This window comes from Streptomyces sp. NA04227 (assembly GCF_013364195.1).
In the GTDB taxonomy this organism is placed as follows: Bacteria; Actinomycetota; Actinomycetes; order Streptomycetales; family Streptomycetaceae; genus Streptomyces.
Window position 1 is genome coordinate 6,847,220 of record NZ_CP054918.1, and the last position, 23,599, is coordinate 6,870,818.

Annotated in this window: 17 protein-coding genes; 9 read left to right on the plus strand and 8 right to left on the minus strand. The window is 70.1% G+C overall.

What is annotated here, in order from left to right; genetic code table 11:
* Complete coding sequence (locus HUT18_RS28900) at positions 1-924, minus strand: carbohydrate ABC transporter permease (protein ID WP_176103467.1); 924 nt, start codon at positions 922-924, stop codon at positions 1-3.
* A 263-nt stretch (positions 925-1,187) separates the two neighbouring features.
* Between HUT18_RS28900 and HUT18_RS28905 the strand changes: the two genes are divergently transcribed.
* A complete protein-coding gene (locus HUT18_RS28905; RefSeq protein ID WP_176104861.1) occupies positions 1,188-2,195 on the plus strand; it encodes a LacI family DNA-binding transcriptional regulator in 1,008 nt (335 codons plus the stop codon).
* A 173-nt stretch (positions 2,196-2,368) separates the two neighbouring features.
* On the opposite strand, the gene HUT18_RS28910 is transcribed toward HUT18_RS28905, so the two are convergent.
* Positions 2,369-3,364, minus strand: a complete 996-nt coding sequence (locus HUT18_RS28910) for a LacI family DNA-binding transcriptional regulator (RefSeq protein ID WP_176104862.1) — start codon at positions 3,362-3,364, stop codon at positions 2,369-2,371.
* 412 nt (positions 3,365-3,776) lie between these two features.
* Between HUT18_RS28910 and HUT18_RS28915 the strand changes: the two genes are divergently transcribed.
* Positions 3,777-5,228 (plus strand): RICIN domain-containing protein, encoded by a 1,452-nt coding sequence (locus HUT18_RS28915; RefSeq protein WP_176103468.1) that lies wholly within the window; start codon positions 3,777-3,779, stop codon positions 5,226-5,228.
* A 236-nt stretch (positions 5,229-5,464) separates the two neighbouring features.
* Positions 5,465-7,465 (plus strand): glycoside hydrolase, encoded by a 2,001-nt coding sequence (locus HUT18_RS28920; protein WP_254878853.1) that lies wholly within the window; start codon positions 5,465-5,467, stop codon positions 7,463-7,465.
* A 180-nt stretch (positions 7,466-7,645) separates the two neighbouring features.
* Here HUT18_RS28920 and HUT18_RS28925 read toward each other — a convergent pair whose 3' ends face one another.
* On the minus strand, positions 7,646-9,394 hold the full coding sequence (locus tag HUT18_RS28925) for a beta-galactosidase (protein WP_176103470.1): 1,749 nt from the start codon (positions 9,392-9,394) through the stop codon (positions 7,646-7,648).
* A gap of 486 nt (positions 9,395-9,880) precedes the next feature.
* Here HUT18_RS28925 and HUT18_RS28930 point away from each other — a divergent pair, with 486 nt between their 5' ends.
* Positions 9,881-10,495: a restriction endonuclease gene (locus tag HUT18_RS28930; RefSeq protein WP_254878854.1), complete on the plus strand. Its 615-nt coding sequence runs from the start codon at positions 9,881-9,883 to the stop codon at positions 10,493-10,495.
* Between the two features lie 277 nt (positions 10,496-10,772).
* The gene (locus HUT18_RS28935) at positions 10,773-11,780 is read left to right on the plus strand and encodes an SMP-30/gluconolactonase/LRE family protein (protein WP_176103471.1); all 1,008 of its coding nucleotides are present in this window, start codon (positions 10,773-10,775) and stop codon (positions 11,778-11,780) included.
* Between the two features lie 36 nt (positions 11,781-11,816).
* Here HUT18_RS28935 and HUT18_RS28940 read toward each other — a convergent pair whose 3' ends face one another.
* A complete protein-coding gene (locus tag HUT18_RS28940) occupies positions 11,817-13,184 on the minus strand; it encodes an aspartate aminotransferase family protein (RefSeq protein ID WP_176103472.1) in 1,368 nt (455 codons plus the stop codon).
* Positions 13,181-13,657 (minus strand): Lrp/AsnC family transcriptional regulator, encoded by a 477-nt coding sequence (locus HUT18_RS28945; protein ID WP_176103473.1) that lies wholly within the window; start codon positions 13,655-13,657, stop codon positions 13,181-13,183. The genes HUT18_RS28940 and HUT18_RS28945 overlap by 4 nt, the downstream gene beginning before the upstream one ends.
* A gap of 184 nt (positions 13,658-13,841) precedes the next feature.
* Between HUT18_RS28945 and HUT18_RS28950 the strand changes: the two genes are divergently transcribed.
* On the plus strand, positions 13,842-15,278 hold the full coding sequence (locus HUT18_RS28950; protein ID WP_176103474.1) for a gamma-aminobutyraldehyde dehydrogenase: 1,437 nt from the start codon (positions 13,842-13,844) through the stop codon (positions 15,276-15,278).
* Between the two features lie 69 nt (positions 15,279-15,347).
* On the opposite strand, the gene HUT18_RS28955 is transcribed toward HUT18_RS28950, so the two are convergent.
* From HUT18_RS28955 to HUT18_RS28965, 3 genes are all read right to left on the minus strand, one after another.
* On the minus strand, positions 15,348-16,220 hold the full coding sequence (locus HUT18_RS28955; protein WP_176103475.1) for a DUF4436 family protein: 873 nt from the start codon (positions 16,218-16,220) through the stop codon (positions 15,348-15,350).
* Between the two features lie 32 nt (positions 16,221-16,252).
* Positions 16,253-17,377, minus strand: a complete 1,125-nt coding sequence (locus HUT18_RS28960; RefSeq protein ID WP_176103476.1) for an agmatine deiminase family protein — start codon at positions 17,375-17,377, stop codon at positions 16,253-16,255.
* A 131-nt stretch (positions 17,378-17,508) separates the two neighbouring features.
* Positions 17,509-18,603 carry an agmatine/peptidylarginine deiminase gene (locus HUT18_RS28965; protein ID WP_176103477.1) on the minus strand — a complete coding sequence of 365 codons (1,095 nt, stop codon included), beginning with the start codon at positions 18,601-18,603 and terminating at the stop codon, positions 17,509-17,511.
* Positions 18,604-19,154: 551 nt separating this feature from the next.
* On the opposite strand from HUT18_RS28965, the gene HUT18_RS34020 reads away from it, so the two are divergent.
* The 3 genes from HUT18_RS34020 to HUT18_RS28980 all read left to right on the plus strand — a co-directional run bounded on the left by HUT18_RS34020 (position 19,155) and on the right by HUT18_RS28980 (position 23,520).
* On the plus strand, positions 19,155-20,852 hold the full coding sequence (locus HUT18_RS34020; protein WP_254879112.1) for a serine/threonine-protein kinase: 1,698 nt from the start codon (positions 19,155-19,157) through the stop codon (positions 20,850-20,852).
* A gap of 197 nt (positions 20,853-21,049) precedes the next feature.
* Positions 21,050-21,772: an urease subunit gamma gene (ureA, locus tag HUT18_RS28975; RefSeq protein WP_176103478.1), complete on the plus strand. Its 723-nt coding sequence runs from the start codon at positions 21,050-21,052 to the stop codon at positions 21,770-21,772.
* Positions 21,769-23,520, plus strand: coding sequence for an urease subunit alpha (locus HUT18_RS28980; protein WP_254878855.1), 1,752 nt, complete (start codon positions 21,769-21,771; stop codon positions 23,518-23,520). The genes ureA and HUT18_RS28980 overlap by 4 nt, the downstream gene beginning before the upstream one ends.
* Positions 23,521-23,599: the final 79 nt, after the last annotated feature.

Below are 23,599 nucleotides of genomic sequence, written 5' to 3' on the forward strand. Positions count from 1 at the left end.
TCAGCCCTTCCGCATGCCGCGAAGCTGGACGGCGTAGGCGATGATCGCGGTGATGACACCCATGACGATCGCCACCGTCGCGGCGTAGTTGTGCTGCTGGCCGGAGAAGGACAGCGAGAAGGTGTACAGGTTCGGGGTGAAGTCGGTGGTGATCGCGTTCGGCGCCAGCTTCTGCAGGATGCTCGGCTCGTTGAAGAGCTGGAAGCTGCCGATGATCGAGAAGATCGTGGCGATGATCAGCGCGCTGCGGATGGCGGGCAGCTTCACCGAGGCGATGATCCGCCACTCGCCCGCGCCGTCGATCGCGGCGGCCTCGTAGAGGGAACGCGGTACGACCTTCAGCGCGGAGTAGAAGATCAGCATGTTGTAGCCGACGAACTCCCAGGTCACGATGTTGCCGATGGAGGCGAGTACGAGGTCGGGGGAGAGCGGGTCGGGCAGTTCGGTGCCGAAGGTGTCGTTGATGTTGCCGACCAGACCGAACCGGGTGCCGTACATGAAGCCCCACATGAGGCTGGCCACCACGGCGGGGACCGCGTACGGGAGGAAGATCGAGACGCGGAAGAAGGACTTGCCGTACAGCCGCCCGCTGTCGATGGCCAGGGCCACGAGCAGGGCGATACCGAGCATGATCGGTACCTGGATCGCCAGGAAGAGTCCGACCCTGGTCAGGCCCTCCCAGAACCGGGTATCGGTCAGCGCCGCCTCGTAGTTGTCGAGGCCGACGAAGGACGTCCCGCCGATGAGTCGGTCGCGGTAGAGGCTGAGGTGGATCGCGTAGCCGATGGGAGCGAGGAACACCAGCGCGAAGACCGCGACGAACGGTCCGGCGAAGCCCCATCCGGTGAGCGCCTGCCGACGGAAACGGGGACGGCGTGGTCGAGGCGGCGGCATGGCCTTCGCCGACGTCGGCATGAGCGTCATGTTGAATCCTTGTGTCGGTGACCGACCGGTCTGGGGAATGGAGGGGCCTCAGGCCGGAAGCGGCCGATCAGGGGCTGGACCGATGAGGAATGTTTACGTAATCATCGGTAGCGTGATGGTGGCACTCACACTGTGGGGCGTCAAGCACGAGGTGATGGTGAAAAGAAGGGATTTCGGTGACGGAGAGGGACAGGGCTGCCGAGGCGGAGCCCGGCGGCGGCGGTCGGCGCGGTGGCGGAAAGCGGGCCGGATCCCGGGTGTCGATGGCCGATGTCGCACGCCTCGCGGGTGTCTCGTCGCAGACGGTCTCCCGGGTGTCCAACGGGGACTCGGCGGTCGTCGAGAAGACGCGGCTCAAGGTCCTCGCCGCCATGGAGGAGCTGGGCTACCGCCCCAACAGCGCCGCGCGCGCCCTCAAGCGGGGCGAGTTCAGGACGATAGGCGTCATCACCATGGACCTCTCCAGCACCGGCAACGTCCGGACGCTGGAGGCCATCGCGAAGTGCGCGTCCCACGCCGGGTACGCGGTGACGCTGATGCCCCTCGACACCCCGACCCAGGACAACGTGCGGGGCGCCTTCACCCGCCTCGGCGAGCTCGCGGTGGACGCCGCCGTCCTCATCATGGAAGTCCATCTCCTGGACAGACAGGCGCTCACGCTCCCGCCCCATGTGAAGGTCGTCGTGGTCGACTCCGACGCCGGTGACCGCTTCCCCGTGGTGGACACCGACCAGCGCCAGGGTGCCGAGCTAGCGGTACGCCACCTCCTGGACCTCGGCCACCGCACCGTCCGCCATGTGGCCGGTCCCGAGGAGTCGTTCGCGGCGGGCCGCCGCGCCACGGCCTGGGAGGAGACCCTGCGCATGGAGGGCCGTCCGGTACCGGAGCTGCTGCGCGGCGACTGGACACCCGAGTCCGGCTACCGGGCCGGGCTCGAGCTGGCCCGGGATCCGCAGTGCACGGCGGTGTTCGTGGCCAACGACCAGATGGCCCTCGGTGTCCTGCGCGCCCTGCACGAGAGCGGGCGCCGGGTGCCCGAGGACGTGAGCATCGTCGGATTCGACGACATCCAGGAAGGCACCGCCTTCACCCCGCCCCTGACCACGGTCCACCAGGACTTCTCCAAGGTGGGGGAGCTGTGCGTGGAGACCGTCCTGAGGGAACTGCGCGGAGAGACCGTCGCCGAGGGCGCGCGGCTGGTACCGACCCGGCTGGTGGTCCGGGAGAGTACGGCGCCGCCGCCGCGCGCGGCGAAGAAGGCACGGAAGTAGCCCTGGGCGGGCGGGAGTTGGCGGGTTCGGTGGCGTCATCCGGTGGCTGCGGAGCTGCGTGAGGTGAGTTCCGGAGCGCGGTGGGGGAGGTGCGCGGCGCCAGCCCTGACCTCGGGCCGACCTGCCCGGGCTTCAGGCGACCCGCCCAGAATTGAGGCCGAGCTGCTCTTACCTCAGGCCGAGGCCCCGGGCGCTGGCGGTGCCGTACTGGAGCGCACCACCAGGACGGGCTCCACGGCCATCCGGCGTGCCCGGTCGCTGCGGTTGTTGATCTGGTCGAGGAGCAGTGTCACGCAGTGCTGCCCCACCAGGTCGAAGTCCTGGCGGACGGTGGTGAGCGGCGGCGGGAAGAAGGCCGCTTCCGCCATGTCGTCGAAGCCGACGACACTCACGTCCTCGGGCACCCGGCGTCCCGCCTCGTGCAGGGCGCGTACCAGGCCGAGCGCCATCTGGTCGTTGGCGGCGAACACGGCCGTCAGTTCGGGCAGCCGGGCCAGCCGCTGCCCGGCCCGGTACCCCGATTCCGCGGTCCAGTCGCCGTGCAGCGCGGCGGGTACCGGGGCTCCGGCCGCATCGAGCGTCTGCCGCCAGGAGTCCGCCCGCCGCTGCGCGGCGAAGGAGTCCGCGGGGCCCGCCAGGTGCCAGACCGTGCGGTGGCCGAGATCCAGCAGATGACGGACGGCGCTACGGGCGCCGAGCGCCTGGTCGAAGTCGACGTTGGAGTAGCTGTGCCCGGTGTCCCCGTCGGCGACGACCACCGGCATCGCGGGCGGCAGGTGCAGCGACGGGGTGTCCAGCATCTGTGACTCGACCAGCACGATGCCGTCCACGGACTGCAGCATCAGATGCCGGAACGCGTGCTGCACGGCCGCCTCGGTCTGTGCGCGTATGCCCATGAAGTTCACGGAGAAGTCGGCCTCGCGGGCGGCGTCCGCGATGGCGCCGAGGGTACGGGCGTTGCCGTGGGCGCCCACGTCGAAGCTGATCACGCCGAGGGCGCCGAATCTGCCGGTGACCAGCGCGCGGGCGGCCGTGTTGGGGCGATAGCCGAGCGTCCGCATCGCCGAGAGCACTTTCTCCCGGGTGCCCGCTTCCACGTTCTCCCGGTTGTTGGCGACCCGGGAGACGGTCTGCGAGGAGACGCCCGCCAACTCGGCGACGTCCGCCATCGACGGCCACTGTTTGGGCGGCCGTGAACGCAGGGACCTGCCCCTCTTGTCCGTCGTCATGGGTCCTTCCCGCGTCCGGCGGCAGTGGGTGGGCGCTGCACGGGCGCCCTGCGAATGTTGGCGTAAACATCACTGGCGGGTCAAGCGGGGGAGGTATCCCTGCCCAAGCTCTTGACACTCACTTGGGGTACTCCCACACTCTCCCCAAGCGCCGTTGTTTACGCAAACATTAAACAGTTGTCCCGTTCGCGTAACACGACGACGCGTCTCCGCGCCCCTCGTAGGGCCCGGGCTTTCCCCGGCTCGGACCGCGTGCCCGCTCCCCCGGGACACCCGGAACTCCGGCGCCGACCCGCACTGCCCGACAGACGGCAGCCCACACTGCCCGACAGACAGCAAGGGACACCCGACCATGCGCAGCAATCCACCAGGTACCGCACGGACCTTGGCCGTTCTCTCCGCCCTCGTGCTGGGATTCCTCGGCACCACCGGTACCGCCCAGGCGGAACCCGTCACCGTCCCCAACGGGACGCAGTTCACCGATCCGAACGGCGAGCCCGTCCACGCCCACGGCGGCGGCGTGGTGAAGGTGGGGGAGTACTACTACTGGTTCGGCGAGAACCGGAACGCGGACAACAGTTTCCGCTATGTCTCCGCCTACCGCTCCACCGACCTGAAGACCTGGGAGTTCCGCAAGCACGTACTGACCCAGGAGACCGACCCGGAGCTGAAGGGCGCCAACATCGAGCGGCCCAAGGTCATGTTCAACAAGAGCACCGGCAAGTTCGTGATGTGGATGCACAAGGAGGGCAGCCCCACCGACTACTCCGAGGCGCGCGCCGCGGTGGCGGTGTCGGACACGGTGGACGGGGACTACAGCTGGAAGGGCAGCTTCCGCCCGTTCGACGAGCACATGTCCCGTGACATCACCACGTTCGTGGACGACGACGGCACCGCTTACATGATCTCGGCCGCGAACGAGAACCGCGACCTGCACGTGTACCGGCTGAACTCCGACTACACCAAGATCGAGGAACAGGTCCAGAAGCTGTGGGCGGGCCAGTCCCGCGAGGCACCGGCCATGTTCAAGCGTGACGGCGTGTACTTCCTGCTCACCTCGGGAGCCACCGGCTGGGGGCCGAACCAGCAGAAGTACGCCACCGCGAGCAGCGTCACCGGCGAGTGGAGCGGGCTGCAGGACATCGGCGACAACACCACCTACCGCAGCCAGACCGCGTACGTGCTGCCGGTGCAGGGCACCAAGGGCACCGACTACATGTACATGGGAGACCGCTGGGGCAACTCCATGGGCGGCATGGTCAACGACTCCAAGTACGTCTGGCTGCCGCTGGAGTTCCCCACCAAGACCACCATGACCATGGACTACTCGCCGAACCTCACGGTGGACACCGAGGCGGGCTCCGTCTCCGGCATGGACGTCACCTGGGAGAAGCTCACCTCGCGCAAGAGCGGAAAGTGCGCCGACGTGAGCAGCTTCGACACCAACGACGGGGCCCAGTTCGTGCAGTGGGGCTGCGGTTGGGGCGTCAACCAGCACTACTGGTTCAAGAAGCTCGACTCGGACCACGTGCAGATCATGGCCAGGCACAGTGGCAAGTGCCTCGACGTGAAGGACGCCGCCACCGAGGACGGCGCCTATGCCGTGCAGAACACCTGCGACGGCAGGGAGTCCCAGCAGTGGAAGGTCGAGCAGACCGACACCGACGGCTATGTCCGGCTGATCGCCAAGCACAGTGGCAAGTGCCTGGACGTCGTGAACGAGTCGACGGCCGACGGCGCCGCTCTTCAGCAGTGGACCTGCGGCAACGGCGACAACCAGAAGTGGGAGCACTCGGCCGCCTGAGCAACTCGGCCATCTGAACGGTCGGCGCGTACGCGTCCTGGCCCTCGCGCCCACCATCGGCGCTCACCACCCCGCCCCTCACCAGGCGCTCACCACGGCGTACGCGCCCAAGTGCCCCGCGCGCTTCCCGCGCGGGGCACACCTCTGCGGCCCCAAGTCGGCGCCCCCTCCCCGGACCGCCCGGCCACCCGCCGCCGTACGTCGCCCCCTCACCCGAACCCGAATTGGAGCAGCACGTGTTCGCCATCCGCAGACCATCGGTGACCCGCCGCACCGCGGCGGCCCTCACCGCCGTGGCGGCCGTCACCGCCGCCGGGGTCGCAGCGCCCCACGCCGGGGCCGAGACCTCGGCCGCGGCCCTGACCGTCCGGCTCGATCCGAGTTATCAGCAACAGCCGTTCCAGGGCTGGGGAACCGCCCTGGCCTGGTTCGCCAATGTCACCGGCGGCTGGCCGGACGCCCAGCGCGAGCGCCTTGCCGACGACCTCTACGGCAAGGACGGGCTCGGCTTCACCATCGCCCGCTACAACATCGGCGGCGGCGACAGCCCCGAGACCCAGCCCTACATGCGCGCGGGCGGTGCCGTACCCGGCTACTGGAACCGGCCCGGCGAGGAGTCGCCGAACTGGTGGGACCCGGCCAACCCCGAGCACTGGAACCCCGAGGCCGACGCCAACCAGCGCTGGTGGCTCAAGGCGGCCAAGGAGCGCGGCGCGAAGACCTTCGAGGCCTTCTCCAACTCGGCCCCGTACTTCATGACCGAGAGCGGTCTGGTCTCCGGCCACAACGACCCCTGGAAGGACAACCTGCGGTCCGACCAGTACGAGAGGTTCGCCCAGTACCTCACCGGCGCGATGAAGCGCGCGCAAAACTCCACGGGCGTCACCTTCGACTCCCTCTCGCCGGTCAACGAACCGGGCACCGACTACTGGCGCGCGGGCGGACGCCAGGAAGGCTCGCACTGGGACCCGGCCTCCCAGGCCCGCATGGTCTCCACCCTGCGCGCCACCCTCGACAAGGAGGGCCTGCCCACCGGCATCGCGGCGATGGACGAGACCAACTCCGGCTTGTTCCGCAGCAATTGGGAAAGTTACGAGAGCTCCGTCCGGGACGCCGTCGGCCGGCTCAACACACACACCTACGGCACCGGCGGACGCACCGGCGCACGCGACATCGCCAAGGGCGAGGACACCCCGCTGTGGATGTCCGAAGTCGACCTGGGCGGCAGCGCACCACAGAGCTTCACCGACATGAGTCCGGCCCTGGACCTGGCCCGTCACATCAACGACGACATCAGGGAACTGGAGCCGAGCGCCTGGGTGTTGTGGCAGGCGATCGAGGACTACGAGAACATGACCCCGGAGCACGAGAACTCCAACTGGGGCCTGATCCAGACCGACTTCACCCCGGCCGACGCGGCCAAGGAGCCGCTGCGCAAGAACAAGAAGTACTGGGCCATGGGCAACTACAGCCGCTTCATCCGTCCCGGCGCCCGTGTCATCAACACCGACGACCCGGAAACCCTGGCCGCGATCCGGCCCGAGGGAGCGGGGACCGTCGTCGTGCACACCAACCCCACCGACTCCGAACGGGAGATCACCCTCGATCTGGAGGGCTTCCAGAACGTCGGTGACGCTCCCGTCGAGCGCTGGACCACCGACGGTGAGAAGAATCTGCACCGCGACAGCGACCTCAAGACCGAGGGCAGGACACTCAAGGCAGTCGTCGGCCCCGGATCGGTCACGACCTTCGTCCTCCCCGGCGTCGACGGGGTGAACCCCGAGACCGCCACCGCCCCCGTGGGCGCGCCGCGCCAGATCGTCAGCGACCACAGCGGCATGGCGCTCACGGCGTCCGAGGCCGACGGGACCGTCACACCCACCCAGCGCAACGCGAACCCGGACGACCCGTCGCAGCAGTGGACCTTCACCAAGCTGTCCGCCGACGACTGGGGCAACACCGCCACGTACCGCGTCACCAACAAGAAGACCGGCAAGGCGCTTTCGGTGTCCTCGGGCGCCCTCACCTTCGCCGAGCCGGGTAGCTCCGCGGAACAGCAGTGGCTGCGCTCGACCACCGGAAACGGCCATCAGACCCTGGTCAACAAGGCCACCGGCGAACTGCTCGACGTCATCAACGAGGCCACACACGACGGCGCCGCGGTCGGCGTCTACCGGCCCACGACCGGCAACAACCAGTCCTGGTCACTGCCGAGCGCCGGGTCCCGGAAGCGGTAGCGAGCCGTGAGCCGAAGGCCCTGACTCGAAGGCCGTAAGCAGGGCGACCTCAAAGGGCCGGGCACCGATCCTAGGATCGGTGCCCGGCCGCTGCATGTCTGCCGTTCGGCGCCTGTCGTTTGGCGTCTGGCGTGCGCCGGACGGCGGACGCCAAACGCCAGGCGCCAAACGCCAGGCGTCCTACTCCTCCGTGGGCCCGAGGTCGTGCGACTCGCGGAAGTCCACCGAGCGCGCGCGGGGGGCCGCGTGCAGTTCCAGTACGACGAGTTCGTTGGTGCCCGTGCGCAGTACCGGAGCGGGTACGTACAGGGACCGCTGGGGTCCGCGGGACCAGTACCGGCCCAGGGCGAAGCCGTTGACCCAGGCGTTGCCCTTGGTCCAGCCGTCGAGGTGCAGGAAGGTGTCGGCGGTCGCGGTGAGTTCGAAGGTGCCGCGGTGGAAGGCGGGGCCGGTGCGGGGGGCCGCGGTGGCGGTGAAGTCCAGCCCGTCCAGGCTGTCCAGTCGCAGTGGCCGACTGGTCCAATCGGCCAACTCGACGCCGTCCAGCAGGACTTGTCCGGGCAGTCCCTTGCGGTCGTGGATGCCGGGCCCGTAGTTGACGCGACCCTGGTTCTCCACGAGCACCGACAGGACACAGCCCGCGCGCGGCACCGTGAACGCGAGGGCGCGCTCGTGGTTCTCGCGCTCCAGCACTCCGACGGGCTGGCCGTCGAGGAAGAACTGGGCCCGGTCACGGACCTGTTCGACTTCGAGCAGCACCGGGCCCTCGGCGTTCAGGACCGTCTCGTAGAGGACGAACCCGAAGTCCTGTCCGAGCTGCTCCATGGTCAGGGGCCGGGGCCCCGCGACGGCCTCGCCGAGCACGGCAGCGGACTCGCGGAGATCCGCGCTGTGCGTCAACTCCAGGTTCTCCAGGGTGAGTTTGCCTGCCCTCGGCGGGACGGGCTCCGTCGGAACCGGTGCGTACTTGGCGATGACCTTGCGGAAGGCCCAGAACTTCTCGGTCGGGTCACCGGCCTCGTCGAGCGGGGCGTCGTAGTCGTAGGAGGTGACGGTGGGCCGGTAGGTGTGCTTGTCGTTGGCGCCGTTGGTGAAGCCGAAGTTGGTCCCGCCGTGGAACATGTAGAAGTTGACGGACGCGCCCGCCGCCAGCAGATCGTCGAGCTCCTGCGCCGCCAGGTCCGGCTCGCGGACCACATGGTGGCTGCCCCAGCGGTCGAACCAGCCGATCCAGAACTCCGTGCAGAGCAGCGGCCCTTGGGGCTGCTCGGCACGGAGCGCCGCGAGGTTCGTGACGGAGCGGCTGCCGAAGTTGGCCGTGGCCAGCGTGCCCGGCAGGCGGCCGCGCGCGAGGTCCGCGGGCTGGTCGCAGGTGAACAGCGGCACATCGACGCCGTTCTCGCGGAGCGAGGCGGCGAGGTGCTCCAGATAGCCGCGGTCGTCACCGTAGGCCCCGTACTCGTTCTCCACCTGCACCGCGAGAATCGGACCGCCACGGGTGGCGAGGTACGGCTGCAGCGGCGTGAGCAGCCGCGTGAAGTAGTCGTCGACCGCGGCGAGATAGCGGGGGTCGCGCGAGCGCAGCCGGATGTCCGGCTCGGCGAGCAGCCAGGAGGGCAGACCACCGCCCTCCCACTCGGCGCATATGTAGGGCCCGGGGCGGAGCAGTACGTGCAGGCCCTCGGCCGAGGCGAGATCGAGGAAGGCGGGCAGGTCGAGCGCGCCGTCCATCCGGAACTCGTCGGGCCGGGGCTGGTGAAGGTTCCAGGGCACATAGGTCTCGACGGTGTTGAGACCCATCAGCCGGGCCTTCCGGAGCCGGTCCGCCCACTGCTCCGGGTGCACCCGGAAGTAGTGCAGCCCTCCGGACAGGAGCCGGAAGGGTTCACCGTCGAGCCGGAACCCGTCGTCGATCTGAAGAAGGGGCATGTGCTGGTGCTCCTGTGCTGATTGCGGGGGCGCGCCGGTCGGGCGCAAAGGCGGGAAGGAGTTCCGCCCTAGTATGTTTGCGTAAACATAGTGAATGTGGCAAGACGTGGGTGAAGTGATCGAGCTCCCAGTCCGCGGGCCCTTGGAGTGTTTCGGCGTCAGAACGGCCGAAGTTGACGGGGTGGAGGGCGAACCTCCAGGTCGGCGGCGGCTCGATTGTCCTGGGCGCGGCTCCCGCTGTCCGAAAATCCCTTACTTCAAGTGACGTCTCACCTACGGGTTGTCACTGCCTCGTGCTCTCATACGACCTGCACGGGGATATGCCAATCGGCTTGTGAAGAGGGGTAGTTCTGCCATGTCGGCCACGAGGTTCACGTCTGCTTCGACGATGAGGACGGACGCGCGGTGAGCGGCCGCCGCCCGGTGCGCCGTGCACCCCGGCGCAGTCCCGTCCGCAGGGGCGGGAAGCGGAACCAGAAGTCTCCGTTGTGGTTGCCGGTGGCGGCGGGGGCGGGCGCGACTCTGGTGCTGGTGCAGTGGCTGCTCACGCATGTGTGGGTGCTCGTCGGTGTCGGCGCGGTCGCAGCGGCAGCGGCCGCGCTCCGGGTGCGCACAGCCCGTCGGCGCGCGGAGTGGGAACGCGTACGGGCGAGGGCGCTGCGGCTGCGCATCGCGGAACTGGACTCGCTGGACCACCGGTCCTTCGAGTTCGCGATACGGGACCTGATGCGCCGGGACGGCTGCGACGCGGAGCAACTGGGCGGCGCGGGCGACAACGCCTGCGACGTACGGGCCGTCGATCCGGCGGGCCGGGTCTGGGCGATCCAGTGCAAGCACCGGCGGGACGGCGATGAGGGCTCGGCCGTGGGCGTGGGCGTCCTCCAGCAGGTCAACGGCACTGCCCGGCAGATCCACGGCGCGGACGTCGCGGTGGTCCTGACCAACGGCCGCTTCTCCTCGAAGGCGGTGCCCTGGGGCAGGGAACACCGCATCCACCTGGTCGACCGTCGCGTACTCGGGACGTGGGCGGCGGGTTCCAGACCGCTGTGGGAACTCCTGGACCGCATCCCGCCGCCGCGCCGGCCGTCGGCTCTCTCGTGAGCGGGGCGGGTGGGGGCCGGAGTTGACCAGGAGAGTGAGAAGGGGAGCGTGGAGGTGTGTGGGTGGGGTCGGTGCCTGCTCCGCCGCGCGGGGAACAGGTCGTTCCTCCGCCTGAGAGGGGTATGCCCTACTCGACGTGCGTGCGGTGCGAGCTCCCCGTCGTCGCGCTCCCCGTGGGGCGACGACGGGGAGCTCACACCGCACGGGGCCGGGCTGCGAAAGGCCTGCCCCCCAGCCCGCACCCCGGCTTCACCGACGCCCAGGTAAGGAGCCCACCGTGCCCCTCAACCGCCGCCTGCTGTCCCCTCGCCGCTGGAGCCCGCCCCCGGCCCCGGCCGACAGTGGCCGTACGGCTGTGACCGGCCCCTTCACCGTCGACCGCCGGCTCGCGACGGGCGGTCACGGCCCCGAGGACGTCGTCTTCGACCGGCACGGCGCGCTGCTCACCGGCCTCGCCGACGGCAGCGTGGTGCGCATCGACCCGGACACCGGCTCGCGCACCGTGGTGGGGAACACCGGCGGGCGGCCTCTGGGGCTCGAAGCCTGCCCCGACGGCGGTGTGTTGGTCTGCGACCACGACCGGGGGCTGCTGCACATGTCCGCCGACGGCTCGGTCCGGGTGCTGGTGGACACCCTCGCGGGGAAGCCGCTCACCTTCGCCAGCAATGTGGTGCGGGCCCCGGACGGAACCCTCTGGTTCACCGTGTCCACCACGCGCTGGGACCTGGAGCACCACATCGGCGACATCATCGAGCACTCGTGTACGGGCATGCTCGTACGGCGCGACCCCGACGGCACCGTCACCGTCCTCCTCGACGACCTCAAATTCGCCAACGGCCTCGTCCTCGCCCCGGACGCCTCACATCTGCTGGTCGCCGAGACCGGCGGCTACCGGGTGCGCCGCTACTGGCTCACCGGTCCCAAGGCGGACACTCTTGAGCCGTTCGCCGAGAACCTCGCGGGGCTGCCGGACAACATGAGCCTCGGCAGCGACGGCCTCGTACGGGTCGCCGTGGCGGCCCCGCGCAACGCCCTCCTGGACAGGCTCCTGCCGCTCCCCGGCCTCCCGCGCACCTTGCTGTGGAACCTCCCCGAGGCCATCCGCCCCAAGCCGGTCCCGATCGCCTGGGTCATGGCCTACGACCTGGACGGCCGCCTGGTCCAGGACCGCCGCACGGACGACGGCTCGTACGGCTTCGTCACCGGCGTCGCCGAGTACGAGGGGACGGTGGTGGCGGGGAGCCTTCACGAGGAGGACGTGGTCGTGCTGACGTCGTCGTACTGACGGCGGCCCGACGGCTCACTGCCGCGCGTCAGCTCCTCAGAGCTTGCTCCACGCCTCGACGAGCACATGCCGGATGATCTCCTCCATCTCGTCGAACACGGCCTGGTCGGCGATCAGCGGCGGGGCGAGCTGGATGACCGGGTCGCCGCGGTCGTCGGCCCGGCAGTAGAGGCCGTTGTCGAAGAGGGCCTTGGAGACGAAGCCGTAGAGGATGCGTTCGGACTCCTCGTCGGTGAAGGTCTCCTTCGTCGCCTTGTCCTTGACGAGTTCGATACCGCGGAAGAATCCGTCGCCGCGGACGTCACCGACGATCGGCAGGTCGCGGAGCTTGTCGAGGGTGCGGGCGAAGGGCTCCTCGTTCTTGAGCACGTGGTCGCACAGGGCCTCGCGCTCGAAGAGGTCGAGGTTGGCCAGGGCCACGGCGCAGGAGACCGGGTGCCCGCCGAAGGTGTAGCCGTGCAGGAAGGTGTTGTCGCCGCGGTAGAAGGGCTCGGCGACGCGGTCGGACACGACGGTCGCGCCGATGGGGGAGTAGCCCGAGGTCATGCCCTTGGCGCAGGTGATGATGTCGGGGACGTAGCCGAGTTTGTCGCAGGCGAAGAGGGTGCCGAGGCGGCCGAAGGCGCAGATGACCTCGTCGGAGACCAGCAGGACGTCGTGCCGGTCGCAGATCTCGCGTACGCGCTGGAAGTAGCCGGGCGGGGGCGGGAAGCAGCCACCGGCGTTCTGTACGGGTTCGAGGAAGACAGCGGCGACCGTCTCAGGGCCCTCGAACAGGATCTGCTGCTCGATCTGGTCGGCCGCCCAGCGGCCGAAGGCCTCCGGGTCGTCGCCGTGCAACGGGGCCCGGTAGAAGTTGGTGTTGGGGACCTTGCGGGCGCCGGGAACCAGGGGCTCGAAGGGTGCCTTGAGCGCGGGCAGGCCGGTGATGGAGAGTGCTCCCTGCGGGGTGCCGTGGTAGGCGACGGCGCGGGAGATCACCTTGTACTTGGTCGGGTTGCCGGTCAGCTTGTGGTACTGCTTGGCCAGTTTCCAGGCCGTCTCCACGGCCTCGCCGCCGCCGGTGGTGAAGAAGACCTTGTTGAGGTCACCGGGGGCGTGCGAGGCGAGCCGTTCGGCGAGTTCGATCGCCTTGGGGTGGGCGTAGGACCAGACCGGGAAGAAGGCCAGTTCGCCGGCCTGCCGGGCGGCCGTCTCGGCCAACTCCCGTCGCCCGTGGCCTGCTTGGACCACGAAGAGGCCCGCGAGGCCGTCGAGGTACTTCCTGCCCTGCTCGTCCCAGATGTGCACGCCCTCGCCCCGCACGATCACCGGCACCCGGCCGGACTCGTAGGAGGACATACGGGTGAAGTGCATCCACAGGTGGTCGTACGCGCGCTGCGAAAGTCCTGCTGCGGCGGTCATCCGGTTCTCCAGGTGTAGGTCTGCTTGCGGAGTTTGAGGTAGACGAAGCTCTCGGTGGAGCGAACGCCGGGCAGTGTGCGGATCCGTTTGTTGATCAGTTCGAGCAGGCCCTCGTCGTCCTCGCACACGGCCTCGACCAGCAGGTCGAAGGAGCCTGCCGTCATCACTACGTAGGCGATCTCGGGAATCTCGGCGAGCGCCTCGGCCACCGGGTCGACGTCGCCCTCGATCTTCAGACCGACCATGGCCTGACGGTGGTAACCGATCGTCAGCGGGTCGGTCACGGCGACGATCTGCATGATGCCCTGCTCGGTGAGCCGCTGGACGCGCTGCCGGACGGCGGCCTCCGACAGGCCCACGGCCTTGCCGATGGCTCCGTAGGACCGGCGGCCGTCCTCCTGGAGCTGCTCGATGATCGCCTTGGAAACCTCGTCGACGGCGGGTGGACCGCCGCTCCTCTCACGTGCTGTCACACCTCCAGCCAAACATGAACCATGTCTGCCACGCAAGGCTTGAGAGACTAATTTCGTTGTGATGGCCCGTATTGACAACTGATTTCGATGCAGCGAGGGTCTAGAGCGACTCTTATAGTCGTTGCTTTGGACCCCCTCCGGTGGCCGAGGCCGACCGGCGGGACCCGTACGAGGAGAGATACGTATGAGCGAGCCGTATGTGCTGCGCAACCACATCGCCGGGGAGTTCCGCCCCGCGGCGGACGGGCGGACCATGGACGTCGAGGACCCCGCGACAGGTGAGGTCTACGCGACCGCACCGCTGTCGGGTACCGCCGACGTCGCCGCGGCGATGGCGGCCGCCGCCGGGGCCTTCCCCTCCTGGCGGGACACGACTCCGGCCCGGCGCCAGAAGGCGCTGCTCGACATCGCCGACGCGATAGCCGCACGGTCAGGTGAACTGCTCGCGGTGGAGTGCCGCGACACGGGGAAGCCGCCCGCGCCCACCGCCGAGGAGGAACTCCCGGCGCTCCTTGACCAGATCCGCTTCTTCGCCGGAGCGGCACGGGCGTTGGAAGGCAGGTCGGCGGGCGAGTACATGGCGGGCATGACCTCGTACGTGCGCCGGGAACCGGTCGGTGTCTGCGCGCAGATCACCCCGTGGAACTACCCGATGCTGATGGCCGTGTGGAAGTTCGCTCCCGCGCTCGCGGCGGGCAACACCGTGGTCCTCAAACCGGCCGAGACCACGCCCGCCTCGACCGTCCTGCTGGCGGGCATCCTGGCGGAGGTGCTCCCGCCGGGAGTCTTCAACGTGCTGTGCGGCGACCGCGAGACGGGCCGGGCCATGATCGAGCACCCGGTACCGGCGATGGTCTCCCTCACGGGTTCGGTGCGCGCCGGGCGGGAGGTGGCCTCGGCCGCGTCCGCCGGCCTCAAGCGCGCGCATCTCGAACTGGGCGGCAAGGCGCCGGTCGTGGTCTTCGAGGACGTCGATCCTGCCGCCACCGCGCGGGCCGTCGCCGAGGCCGGGTTCTTCAACGGCGGCCAGGACTGCACCGCCGCCACCCGGATCCTCGTACAGGAATCCGTGTACGAGGAGTTCGTCGCCGCGCTGACCGAGGCGGCCAGGGGCCTCGCGACCGGGCCCCCGGAGAGCCCCGGCGTGTTCTACGGGCCCCTCAACAGCGCCGCCCAACTCGACCGCGTCCACGGTTTCATCGACCGGCTGCCCGCGCACGCACGGGTCGAGACCGGCGGTGAACGCGTCGGCGACAAGGGCTACTTCTACGCCCCGACCGTCGTCTCCGGCCTCAGGCAGGACGACGAGATCGTCCAGGAGGAGGTCTTCGGGCCGGTCGTCACGGTGCAGTCCTTCCGCGACGAGGCGGAGGCCATCGCCTTCGCCAACGGTGTCGAGTACGCCCTGGCCTCCTCGGTCTGGACCCGCGACCACGCCCGCGCGATGCGGCTGTCCAAGCTGCTCGACTTCGGCTGTGTGTGGATCAACACCCATATCCCGCTGGTCGCCGAGATGCCGCACGGCGGCTTCAAGAAGTCCGGCTACGGCAAGGACCTCTCCGGCTACGGCTTCGAGGACTACACCCGCGTCAAGCACGTCATGACGTCCCTGGACGGCTGAGCCCCGGCGTACGAGTGCCCGCCTCCGTAGGCGTACGGAGGCGGGCACGGTGCGGCGGCGCGCGAGGGACTACCCGGCCGCCTCCTCGGCGCGCGGTTCGGCCCGGACTCCCGCGACCACCACGGTGAACACGCAGAAGGCGATGACCGGTTCGACCCAGAGGAAGGCGAGGTAGTCGAGCAGGCACCCGATGGGCGGGGCCCCGGGTGCGGTGTTGCGGAAGGCGGCCAGGGCGAACAGGGTGGCGGCCATCCAGCCGAGGGCGGGCCAGACCAGTCCCTTGCGGCCGCTGAGCAGGAACCAGGTGGCGACCAGGACGCCGACCGCCAGGGCCCACATCGCCGCCATCATGAAGAGGGCGAACAGGAACACACTGCTGGAGCGCTCCAGGTTCAGGTCGAAGACGGCGGCGCCGTCCGCCGTGTCGGCCCGTACGTTCACCGCGAAGAGCGCGTCGTTGTTGGACACGCTCATACGGACCGGCACCTCCCGGCCGCCCGCCTCCGCGCTGAACTCGAGGGCCGTCCGGTAGGAGTCGAACGGGTAGTCCGTGATCGAGCCGTCGGTCAGGGTGACCGGAACCTGGGCGGTCGCGATTCTGCTGTGCGCGGGGAAGGACAGGTCGCCGCGGACCGCGGAGGAGGTCTGCAGCACCAGGTCCCGGGCCGGTGAAAGACCCCCGGCCTCCGCCAGCCCGCCCCTGGGTGTGACCAGGACCCGCAGCGTCAACTGCCGTGCGGCGGCGTCCACTTTCTGCACCGAGGTGGTGATGTCCACCCGGTCCGCGGCGCCGCTGCCGGCGGTGTGCCGGGTGTCGGCACCGATGCGTTCGCCGTACTGCAGCCAGACACCCAGCGCGACGGCGGTGGCCACCGCGAGCGCGACCAGGCCGGGAGCGAAGAGCTTCCGTGCCACGGAGGCCGTACGACTGGTCCGGGTCACGATGCTCTCCGCTCGCGGCAGTTGGGGTCGGCTCAGGCGGCGGGCTTGCCGGGCTGGTCGTGGGTGGCGCAGTGGATACCGCCACCGCCCGAGGCGATGGTGTCGATCCGTACCGGCACGATGTCGCGGTCGGGGAAGTGCTCCTGGAGGATGCCCTTGGCCCGGTCGTCGGCGCGGGCGTCGCCGAAGCGGGGCATGAACACCGAGTCGTTGGCCACGTAGAAGTTGGCGTAGGTGGAGACGAAGTCGTCGCCGGCACCGGTGATCTTGTCGAGGTCGGGCTGCGGGAGGTCGATGACCTCCAGCTTCCTGCCGCGGGCGTCGGTCGCCTTGCGCAGGACCTTGCGGGCCTGGTCCGCCGAGCGGGACCACACGTCCGGCGGGGTGCCGGGGAAGGCCTTGTCGACGAGGACGACGCCCGGGGCCGTGAAGCGGACGAGACTGTCGACGTGGGCGTCCGTGATGTCCTGGCCGCGCACTCCGGCCAGCCAGATCACCTTCTTCACACCGAGGGCCCGCTTGAGTTCGGCCTCGATCCGGTCGCGGCTCTTGCCGGGGTTCCGGTTGGCGTTGACGATCGAGCTCTCGGTCACCAGGAGCGTGCCCTCGCCGTCCGTCTCGAACGAGCCGCCCTCACCGATGAGCGGGGCCTTGCTGCGGGCGATGTCGTACTCGGCCAGCACACGGCGGCCGACCAGGGCGTCGTTCTTGTGGACCTGCTTCTTGCCCCAGCCGTTGAAGTTGAAGTCGACACCGACGAGCTTCCCGCCTTCCTCCACGAAGACCGGAACGGTGTCACGGGCCCACAGGTCGTCCACCTCCAGCGGGATCACCTCGACCTGGGAGCCGCACGCCCGCTGCGCCGCGTCGGCCTGGCCCGGCCGGGCCATCACCACGACCTCCTCGTACTCCCCGATCGCGCGGGCGATGCGCGCGATGTCCTCGCGTACGTAGGGCAGGTCCTCCGCCCACACCGAGTCGAGGGCGGGCCAGGACATGAACGTACGGACGTGGCTGTCCCATTCCGCACCAAAGTGCCGGGAACCGGCGGAGGTCGAGGTCGTCGCACCGGCGTCGTCCTCCGGACCGCAGGCGGCGGCACCGAGGGCGAGCGCGCCGACTCCGGCGAACGTACGCAGGACACTGCGGCGGGACATCGGGTCAGGGGACACGGAAATCTCCAATGGTTCGGTGAAGCGGCGGTTCCGGACGGGACTTCCGGATTCCGCCCCGGATCAAGCTATCCGGCAATTGATTCGTACTCAGTTGTCTGCGGGTTTGTGTCGGATCAGGGCAGGGGTTCCTGCATCGTGGAGCAGTGAATTCCTCCGCCGCCCGCCATGAGCCGGTCGACGTCGATCTGTACGATCTCGCGGCCGGGAAATGCTCCGGCCAGGGCGTGACGGGCCGCGGCGTCCTTTACGCGGTCCCCGAACTGGGCGGTGACGACGGCGCCGTTGACCACATGGAAGTTCATATAGGAATCGACGAAGTCCCGCTTCCGTGAGCGCACCGAGTCGGGGCCCTCCACCGTCATCACCTCGAGGCGGCGTCCGCGGGCGTCGGTCTCCCCGGAGAGGATCCTGAACTGCTCGCGTGCGTCACGTGCCCACACGTCGTTGCGGTCGGCGGGCGGCAGCTGCACCATGACGACGCCGGGCCGGATGAACCGGGAGGTCACATCGATGTGGTTGTCGGTGATGTCCTTTCCCCGCACGCCCGGTACCCAGATCATCCGCTCGGCGCCATAGACATCGAGAACGGCGTCCTCGATTTCCTGCCGACTCATTCCGCGATTCCGGTTCTTGTTCACCAAGCTGCTCTCGGTGGCCATGACCGTGCCGTCGCCGTCGGTTTCGATCGATCCGCCTTCGCCGACGAACTCCGCGGTATGGAAAGGGAGGTCGTTCCATTCGGCGACGCACTCCGCCACGTCGGCGTCGTACGCGTGTTTTTGTTTGTTGCCCCAGCCGTTGAAATTCAGGCCGACCGCGTCGAGGTGCCCGTGGTCGTCGCTGCGGAACACGGCACAGATGTCGCGCATCCAGAGATCGTCGGTCCAGATCTCGTCGATGACGGTGACCGAAGAGCCGCAGGCCGCCCGGGCGTCGGCGGCGGTGTCGGCGTCGGGCGCGCACAGGACGACCGGCTCGAAGGCGGCGACGGTGCGGGCGATGAGGGCGATGTCCTCCTGCACTCCGCCCAGGTGCCGGCCCCAGACCGACCTGCGGGACGGCCAGGACATCCAGGTCCGCGTGTGCGGGACGTCGTCGGCCGGTACGTACCAGCCGGAGTGGCCGCCTTGGTGGTACGAGTCCCGCGGGGTGGGACGCGTACCGAAGGCGGCGTCGAACATGCGCCTGACCACGGAGTGTTCGTTCATGGGGGCTCCACATCGTGCTGGGCCGTCGAGCGGGCCGAGCCGTCGGGTGTGCGAGGGCTCAGCCTGCTCGCCGGTGCTGCCTCGGTGGTGGCGGCGCGCAGGCCGCCGTCCATCCACCCACCGTCGGCGTCGGCCGCTCGGCCTCGGTGGGGTCCGACGGGGGTCCCGGCAGGTGCGACAGGGTCCGGCGGCGATGCGCCGGGGGAGTCGCTGCCGGACCGGGCGGGTGGACGGCTCGGATCCACTTTGACACTGACTGGATTTTCAGTCAAATGAAGGTGGGGTCGCTCGTCGGGTGGGGCGTGCCCAGTGGCGGTGTGTCGCCGGAATCGCGAGGTCGCGTGCCCAGGAGGCGCCGGCCAGGTTTCGGGGCGCGTTCCGCCCGACCTCGGTCATCCCGCTCTCTTGACTGAAACTTCAGTCAGGTGCACGATGCGCTGAAACACCCGCCGACCCAGGAGCCCGACGGCCCAGTCGCCACCGCCCTCGCCGTCTCGCGAAAGAGCACCCCCGTGACCCTCCAGCCCGCCCACCCCAACCGGCACACCGGCCTGCCGCCGTTCGCCGCCCTGACCGCAGGCGATCCGCAAGAGATCGGCGGCTACCGGCTGTGCGCCCGGCTCGGTTCCGGGGGAATGGGGCACGTCTACCTGGCTTATACGCCCGCGGGGCGGCCGGTGGCGCTGAAGTCGGTGCGTCCCGAGCTGGCCGCGGATCCGGAGTTCCGGCGCCGTTTCGCCCAGGAGGTCGCCAGCGCCCGGCGCATCCACGGCCTGTACACGGCCCAACTGGTCGACGCCAGCACCGCGGCGGCGACGCCCTGGCTGGCCACCGCCTACGTGCCCGGACCCTCGCTGCACGACGTGGTCCGGCTGCACGGTCCGCTGCCCGAGCGCGCCGTACTGCTGCTGATGGCCGGTGTCGCCGAGGCGCTCCAGGCGATCCACGGCGCGGGCGTGGTGCACCGAGACCTCAAGCCCGCCAACGTCCTGCTCGCGGCGGACGGACCGCGCGTCATCGACTTCGGCATCGCCCGGGCCGCCGACGCGGTCGCGCTCACCGGTGCCGGGCTGCGGATCGGCACTCCCTCGTTCATGGCGCCCGAGCAGGCCACCGGCCGGCCGGCGACCGCCGCCAGCGATGTCTTCGCCCTGGGCGCGCTCGCCGTGTACGCGGCGAGCGGCTCCCCGCCGTTCGGCGCGGGATGTCCCGAGTCGGTGGCGCTGTACCGCGTGGTGCACGACGAGCCCGAGCTCGGCCGGGTGCCCCACGAGGTGCGCGAGCTGATACGGGGGTGTCTGGCCAAGGACCCCGGGCAGCGGCCCACGCCCGGTGGGCTGATCGAGGCCGTGCGCCGTCACCCGGCGGTGGGCGGGCGGCTGCTCTTCTCGGACGACTGGCTGCCGCCCGCGGTGCGTCACGAGACGGCGCTGCGCGGTGAACTCCCGGAGCCGGTGGAGTCACCGCACGCCCAGCCCACCGTCGCGGCGCCGCAGGCGACGCTGCACGCCGGGTCGCTCATGTCGGGGCCGGGCGCGTACCCCACGCCGGGTCCCCCTTCAGGCCCCGGCACCTACGCCGACCCCGAGCCGTATCCGGTCGCCGGAGCCCCCGCGACGCCCCACCACCTTGAGGCGCGTACCTACGACCACGATCCCGAAGCCGCGCCCGCCGAGCGCGGCCGAGGCAGCGGAAAGCGCCTGCTGAAGAGGCTCCTGCTCACGCTGCTGGTCGTCGCCCTGCTCGCCGCGGGCGTCGCCGCCTACCGGCACACCCGCGCGGGAAACGAACCGGAGGCGCGCCCGGACCGGACGGGCTCGGCGTCGCCGCAGCCGACATCCGAGCCCTCGCGAAAGCCGACCACCGCGCCGCCGCCCGAGTTCCGTGCGGGCTATCAGGAGGCCGAACTCACCGCGCCCGACGCCAGTTACGAGTTCGATCTGCGCAGTGGAACGGTGGCTCCGGAGTCGACCGCGGACTGGTATCTGGCGCCCGGGGCCGACGCCTTCGAGTTCCCCGAGGACAGCGACGCCTACATCGGGCAGGGCGAGGACCTGACGCCCGAGGAGTGCGTCGAGGGGATCGAGAGCGAACCGGTGACCGAGTTGCCGTACGCCGCTCTCGCGAACGGCGACACCTTCTGTCTGCGCAGCGCCGACGGCCGTGAACTCGTCCTCGGCTGGCTGGTCGAGGTCGCGCCGGACAGCGACTCGGTGACGGTCGCGGTGAGCCACTACCGCAGCAGCTGATCGGCGCCGGCCGAACCGTACGTACCGCTCGCCCCACCCGTCCGGAACCCCGTACCGCACGAGCCCGCACCGCACGAGCACAAGCCCGTACCGCAAAGACCCCCACCGCAAAGACCCGTACCGGAGGAGACCCCCATGCGCACCTGGCCACCGACCCGAACTCCCGCCCCGGCGGGTCGTGTTCCGGAGTCGCGGTCATGCAACTGACCCCGACCGAACGCGACCGGCTGCTGTTGCGGAGCGCGGCCGAGCTCGCCCGGGCGCGCCGGGCCCGTGGATGTGTGCTGAACGTGCCCGAGGCGACCGCGCTGATCGCGGACACGGTGTGCGAGGCGGCCCGTGACGGAGCCCGGCTCGCCGAGGCGATCGAGGCCGCCCGCGGGGTGCTGTCCGCGGCGGACGTACTGCCGGGGGTGCCCGACGTGGTGACGGACGTTCATGTGGAGGCGGTGTTCGACGACGGCACCCGGCTGGCCGTGGTGAGCGACCCGTTCGGCGGCGGCGGCCTCGGTGCGGGTGCCCCCGGTGCGTTGCTGCCCGGCGCCGAGGAGCCCGTAGTGCCCCAGCCGCAGCGGGTGTTGACGGTCCGCAACACGGCACCGGTACCGATCAGCGTGACCTCGCACTTCCACTTCTTCGAGACCAACCCCCGGCTGCACTTCGACCGCGCCGCCGCCTACGGCATGCGGCTCGCCGTCCCGGCCGGGTCGTCGGCCCGCTTCGACCCGGGGATGACGCGCGAGGTGGGCCTCGTCGCCATCGGCGGCGACCGGGTCGCGATCGGTTTCGCCGGCCTTGTCGACGGGCCGCTGGACGCGCCGGGGGCCAAGCGCGAGGCGCTGCGCCGCGCGGCCGCCTGCGGCTACCTCGGGGCGACGGCGGGAATGGGAGAAGCGGAAGAACAGGAGGGGGCGACGTGACCCGCAGTGCTGCCGACTCGTGCGGCAAGGCCACCGGTCCGGCCGGTGCCATCGATGCGTACGAATACGCGGCCACGTACGGACCGCGGGCCGGAGACCGGGTACGGCTCGGCGACACCGGGCTCGTCGTCCGCGTCGAGTCCGACTCGCAGGCGCCCGGGGACGAGTTCCTGGCCGGTTTCGGCAAGACGGCACGGGACGGGCTGCATCTGAAGGCCGCCGCCGTCCGCGACACCTGTGACGTGGTGGTCAGCAATGTGCTGGTGATCGACGCGGCGCAGGGGATCCGCAAGACCTCCATCGGGATCCGGCAGGGGCGCATCGTCTCGGTCGGGCGCGCGGGCAACCCGGACACCCTCGCCGGGGTGGAGGTGGTGGTCGGTACCGGGACCACGATCGTCTCCGGGGAAGGGCTGATCGCCACCGCGGGCGCCGTGGACACCCACGTGCACCTGTTGTCGCCGCGCATCATGGAAGCCTCGCTGGCCTCCGGGGTCACCACGATCATCGGGCAGGAGATCGGGCCCAGTTGGGGAGTGGGGGTCAACTCGCCGTGGGCGCTGCGGCACGCCTTCAACTCCTTCGACGCCTGGCCGGTCAACATCGGCTTCCTCGGCCGGGGTTCGTCCTCCGACCGGGCTCCGCTGGTGGAGGCCCTGGCCGAGGGCGGGGCCTGCGGGTTCAAGGTGCACGAGGATCTCGGTGCGCACGCCAGGGCGCTGGACACCGCCCTGCGGGTCGCCGAGGAGCACGACGTGCAGGTCGCGCTGCACTCCGACGGACTGAACGAGTGCCTCTCGGTCGAGGACACCCTGTCGGTGCTGGAGGGGCGCACCATCCACGCCTTCCACATCGAGGGCTGCGGCGGCGGACACGTGCCCAACGTGCTGAAGATGGCGGGGGTGCCGAACGTCATCGGCTCGTCCACCAATCCGACGCTGCCGTTCGGCAGGGACGCGGTCGCCGAGCACTACGGGATGATCGTCTCCGTGCACGCCCTGCGCACGGACCTGCCGGGCGACGACGCCCTGGCCCGGGACCGGATCCGGGCGGGAACCATGGGCGCCGAGGACGTACTGCACGACCTCGGGGTCATCGGGATCACCTCCTCCGACGCCCAGGGCATGGGCCGGGCGGGGGAGACGGTGCGCCGCACCTTCGCGGTGGCCGGGAAGATGAAGGCCGAGTCCGGGCCGCTGGACGGCGACGGCCCGGGCGACGACAACGCACGGGTGCTGCGCTACATCGCCAAACTCACCGTCAACCCCGCCCTCGCGCACGGTCTCGCCCACGAGGTCGGCTCGATCGAACCCGGCAAACTCGCCGACATCGTGCTGTGGCGGCCGGAGTCCTTCGGCGCCAAACCGCAGCTCGTCCTGAAGGCCGGCTACCCCGCCTACGGCGTGACCGGCGACCCCAACGCGGCCAACGACCGGTGCGAACCCCTCGTCCTCGGCCCGCTGTTCGGGGCGCACGGCGCGACGGCGGCGGACCTTTCGGTGGCCTTCGTCAGCCGCGCGGCCGCCGAGTCCGCCTCGTTCGGGCGGCCCTACGACGCGCTGGCGACGCGGCGCCGAAGGGTGGCCGTACGCGGTACCCGGGGCATCGGCCCCGCCGACCTGGTCAACAACGCACGCCTTGGCGAGGTCCAGGTCGACGCCTCCAGCGGCCTGGTCACCCTGGACGGGACGCCGATCCGTTCGGAGCCCGTCGACGAGGTGTCCCTGAGCCGTCTGTATTTCCTGTAGGTGAGGCGGGGGGGATCGGAACGGGCTCGTCCTGTTCAAGCTATTGACTGAATTTTCAGTCTGGACCACGATGCGGGTG

Bases quoted from the DNA above. Each gene is read 5' to 3' on its own strand.
- HUT18_RS28900 (WP_176103467.1), bottom strand. From the start codon at position 924: ATGACGCTCATGCCGACGTCGGCGAAGGCCATGCCGCCGCCTCGACCA.
- HUT18_RS28905 (WP_176104861.1), top strand. From the start codon at position 1,188: ATGGCCGATGTCGCACGCCTCGCGGGTGTCTCGTCGCAGACGGTCTCC.
- HUT18_RS28910 (WP_176104862.1), bottom strand. From the start codon at position 3,364: ATGGCGGACGTCGCCGAGTTGGCGGGCGTCTCCTCGCAGACCGTCTCC.
- HUT18_RS28915 (WP_176103468.1), top strand. From the start codon at position 3,777: ATGCGCAGCAATCCACCAGGTACCGCACGGACCTTGGCCGTTCTCTCC.
- HUT18_RS28925 (WP_176103470.1), bottom strand. From the start codon at position 9,394: ATGCCCCTTCTTCAGATCGACGACGGGTTCCGGCTCGACGGTGAACCC.
- HUT18_RS28940 (WP_176103472.1), bottom strand. From the start codon at position 13,184: ATGACCGCCGCAGCAGGACTTTCGCAGCGCGCGTACGACCACCTGTGG.
- HUT18_RS28950 (WP_176103474.1), top strand. From the start codon at position 13,842: ATGAGCGAGCCGTATGTGCTGCGCAACCACATCGCCGGGGAGTTCCGC.
- HUT18_RS28960 (WP_176103476.1), bottom strand. From the start codon at position 17,377: ATGTCCCGCCGCAGTGTCCTGCGTACGTTCGCCGGAGTCGGCGCGCTC.
- HUT18_RS28965 (WP_176103477.1), bottom strand. From the start codon at position 18,603: ATGAACGAACACTCCGTGGTCAGGCGCATGTTCGACGCCGCCTTCGGT.
- ureA (WP_176103478.1), top strand. From the start codon at position 21,050: ATGCAACTGACCCCGACCGAACGCGACCGGCTGCTGTTGCGGAGCGCG.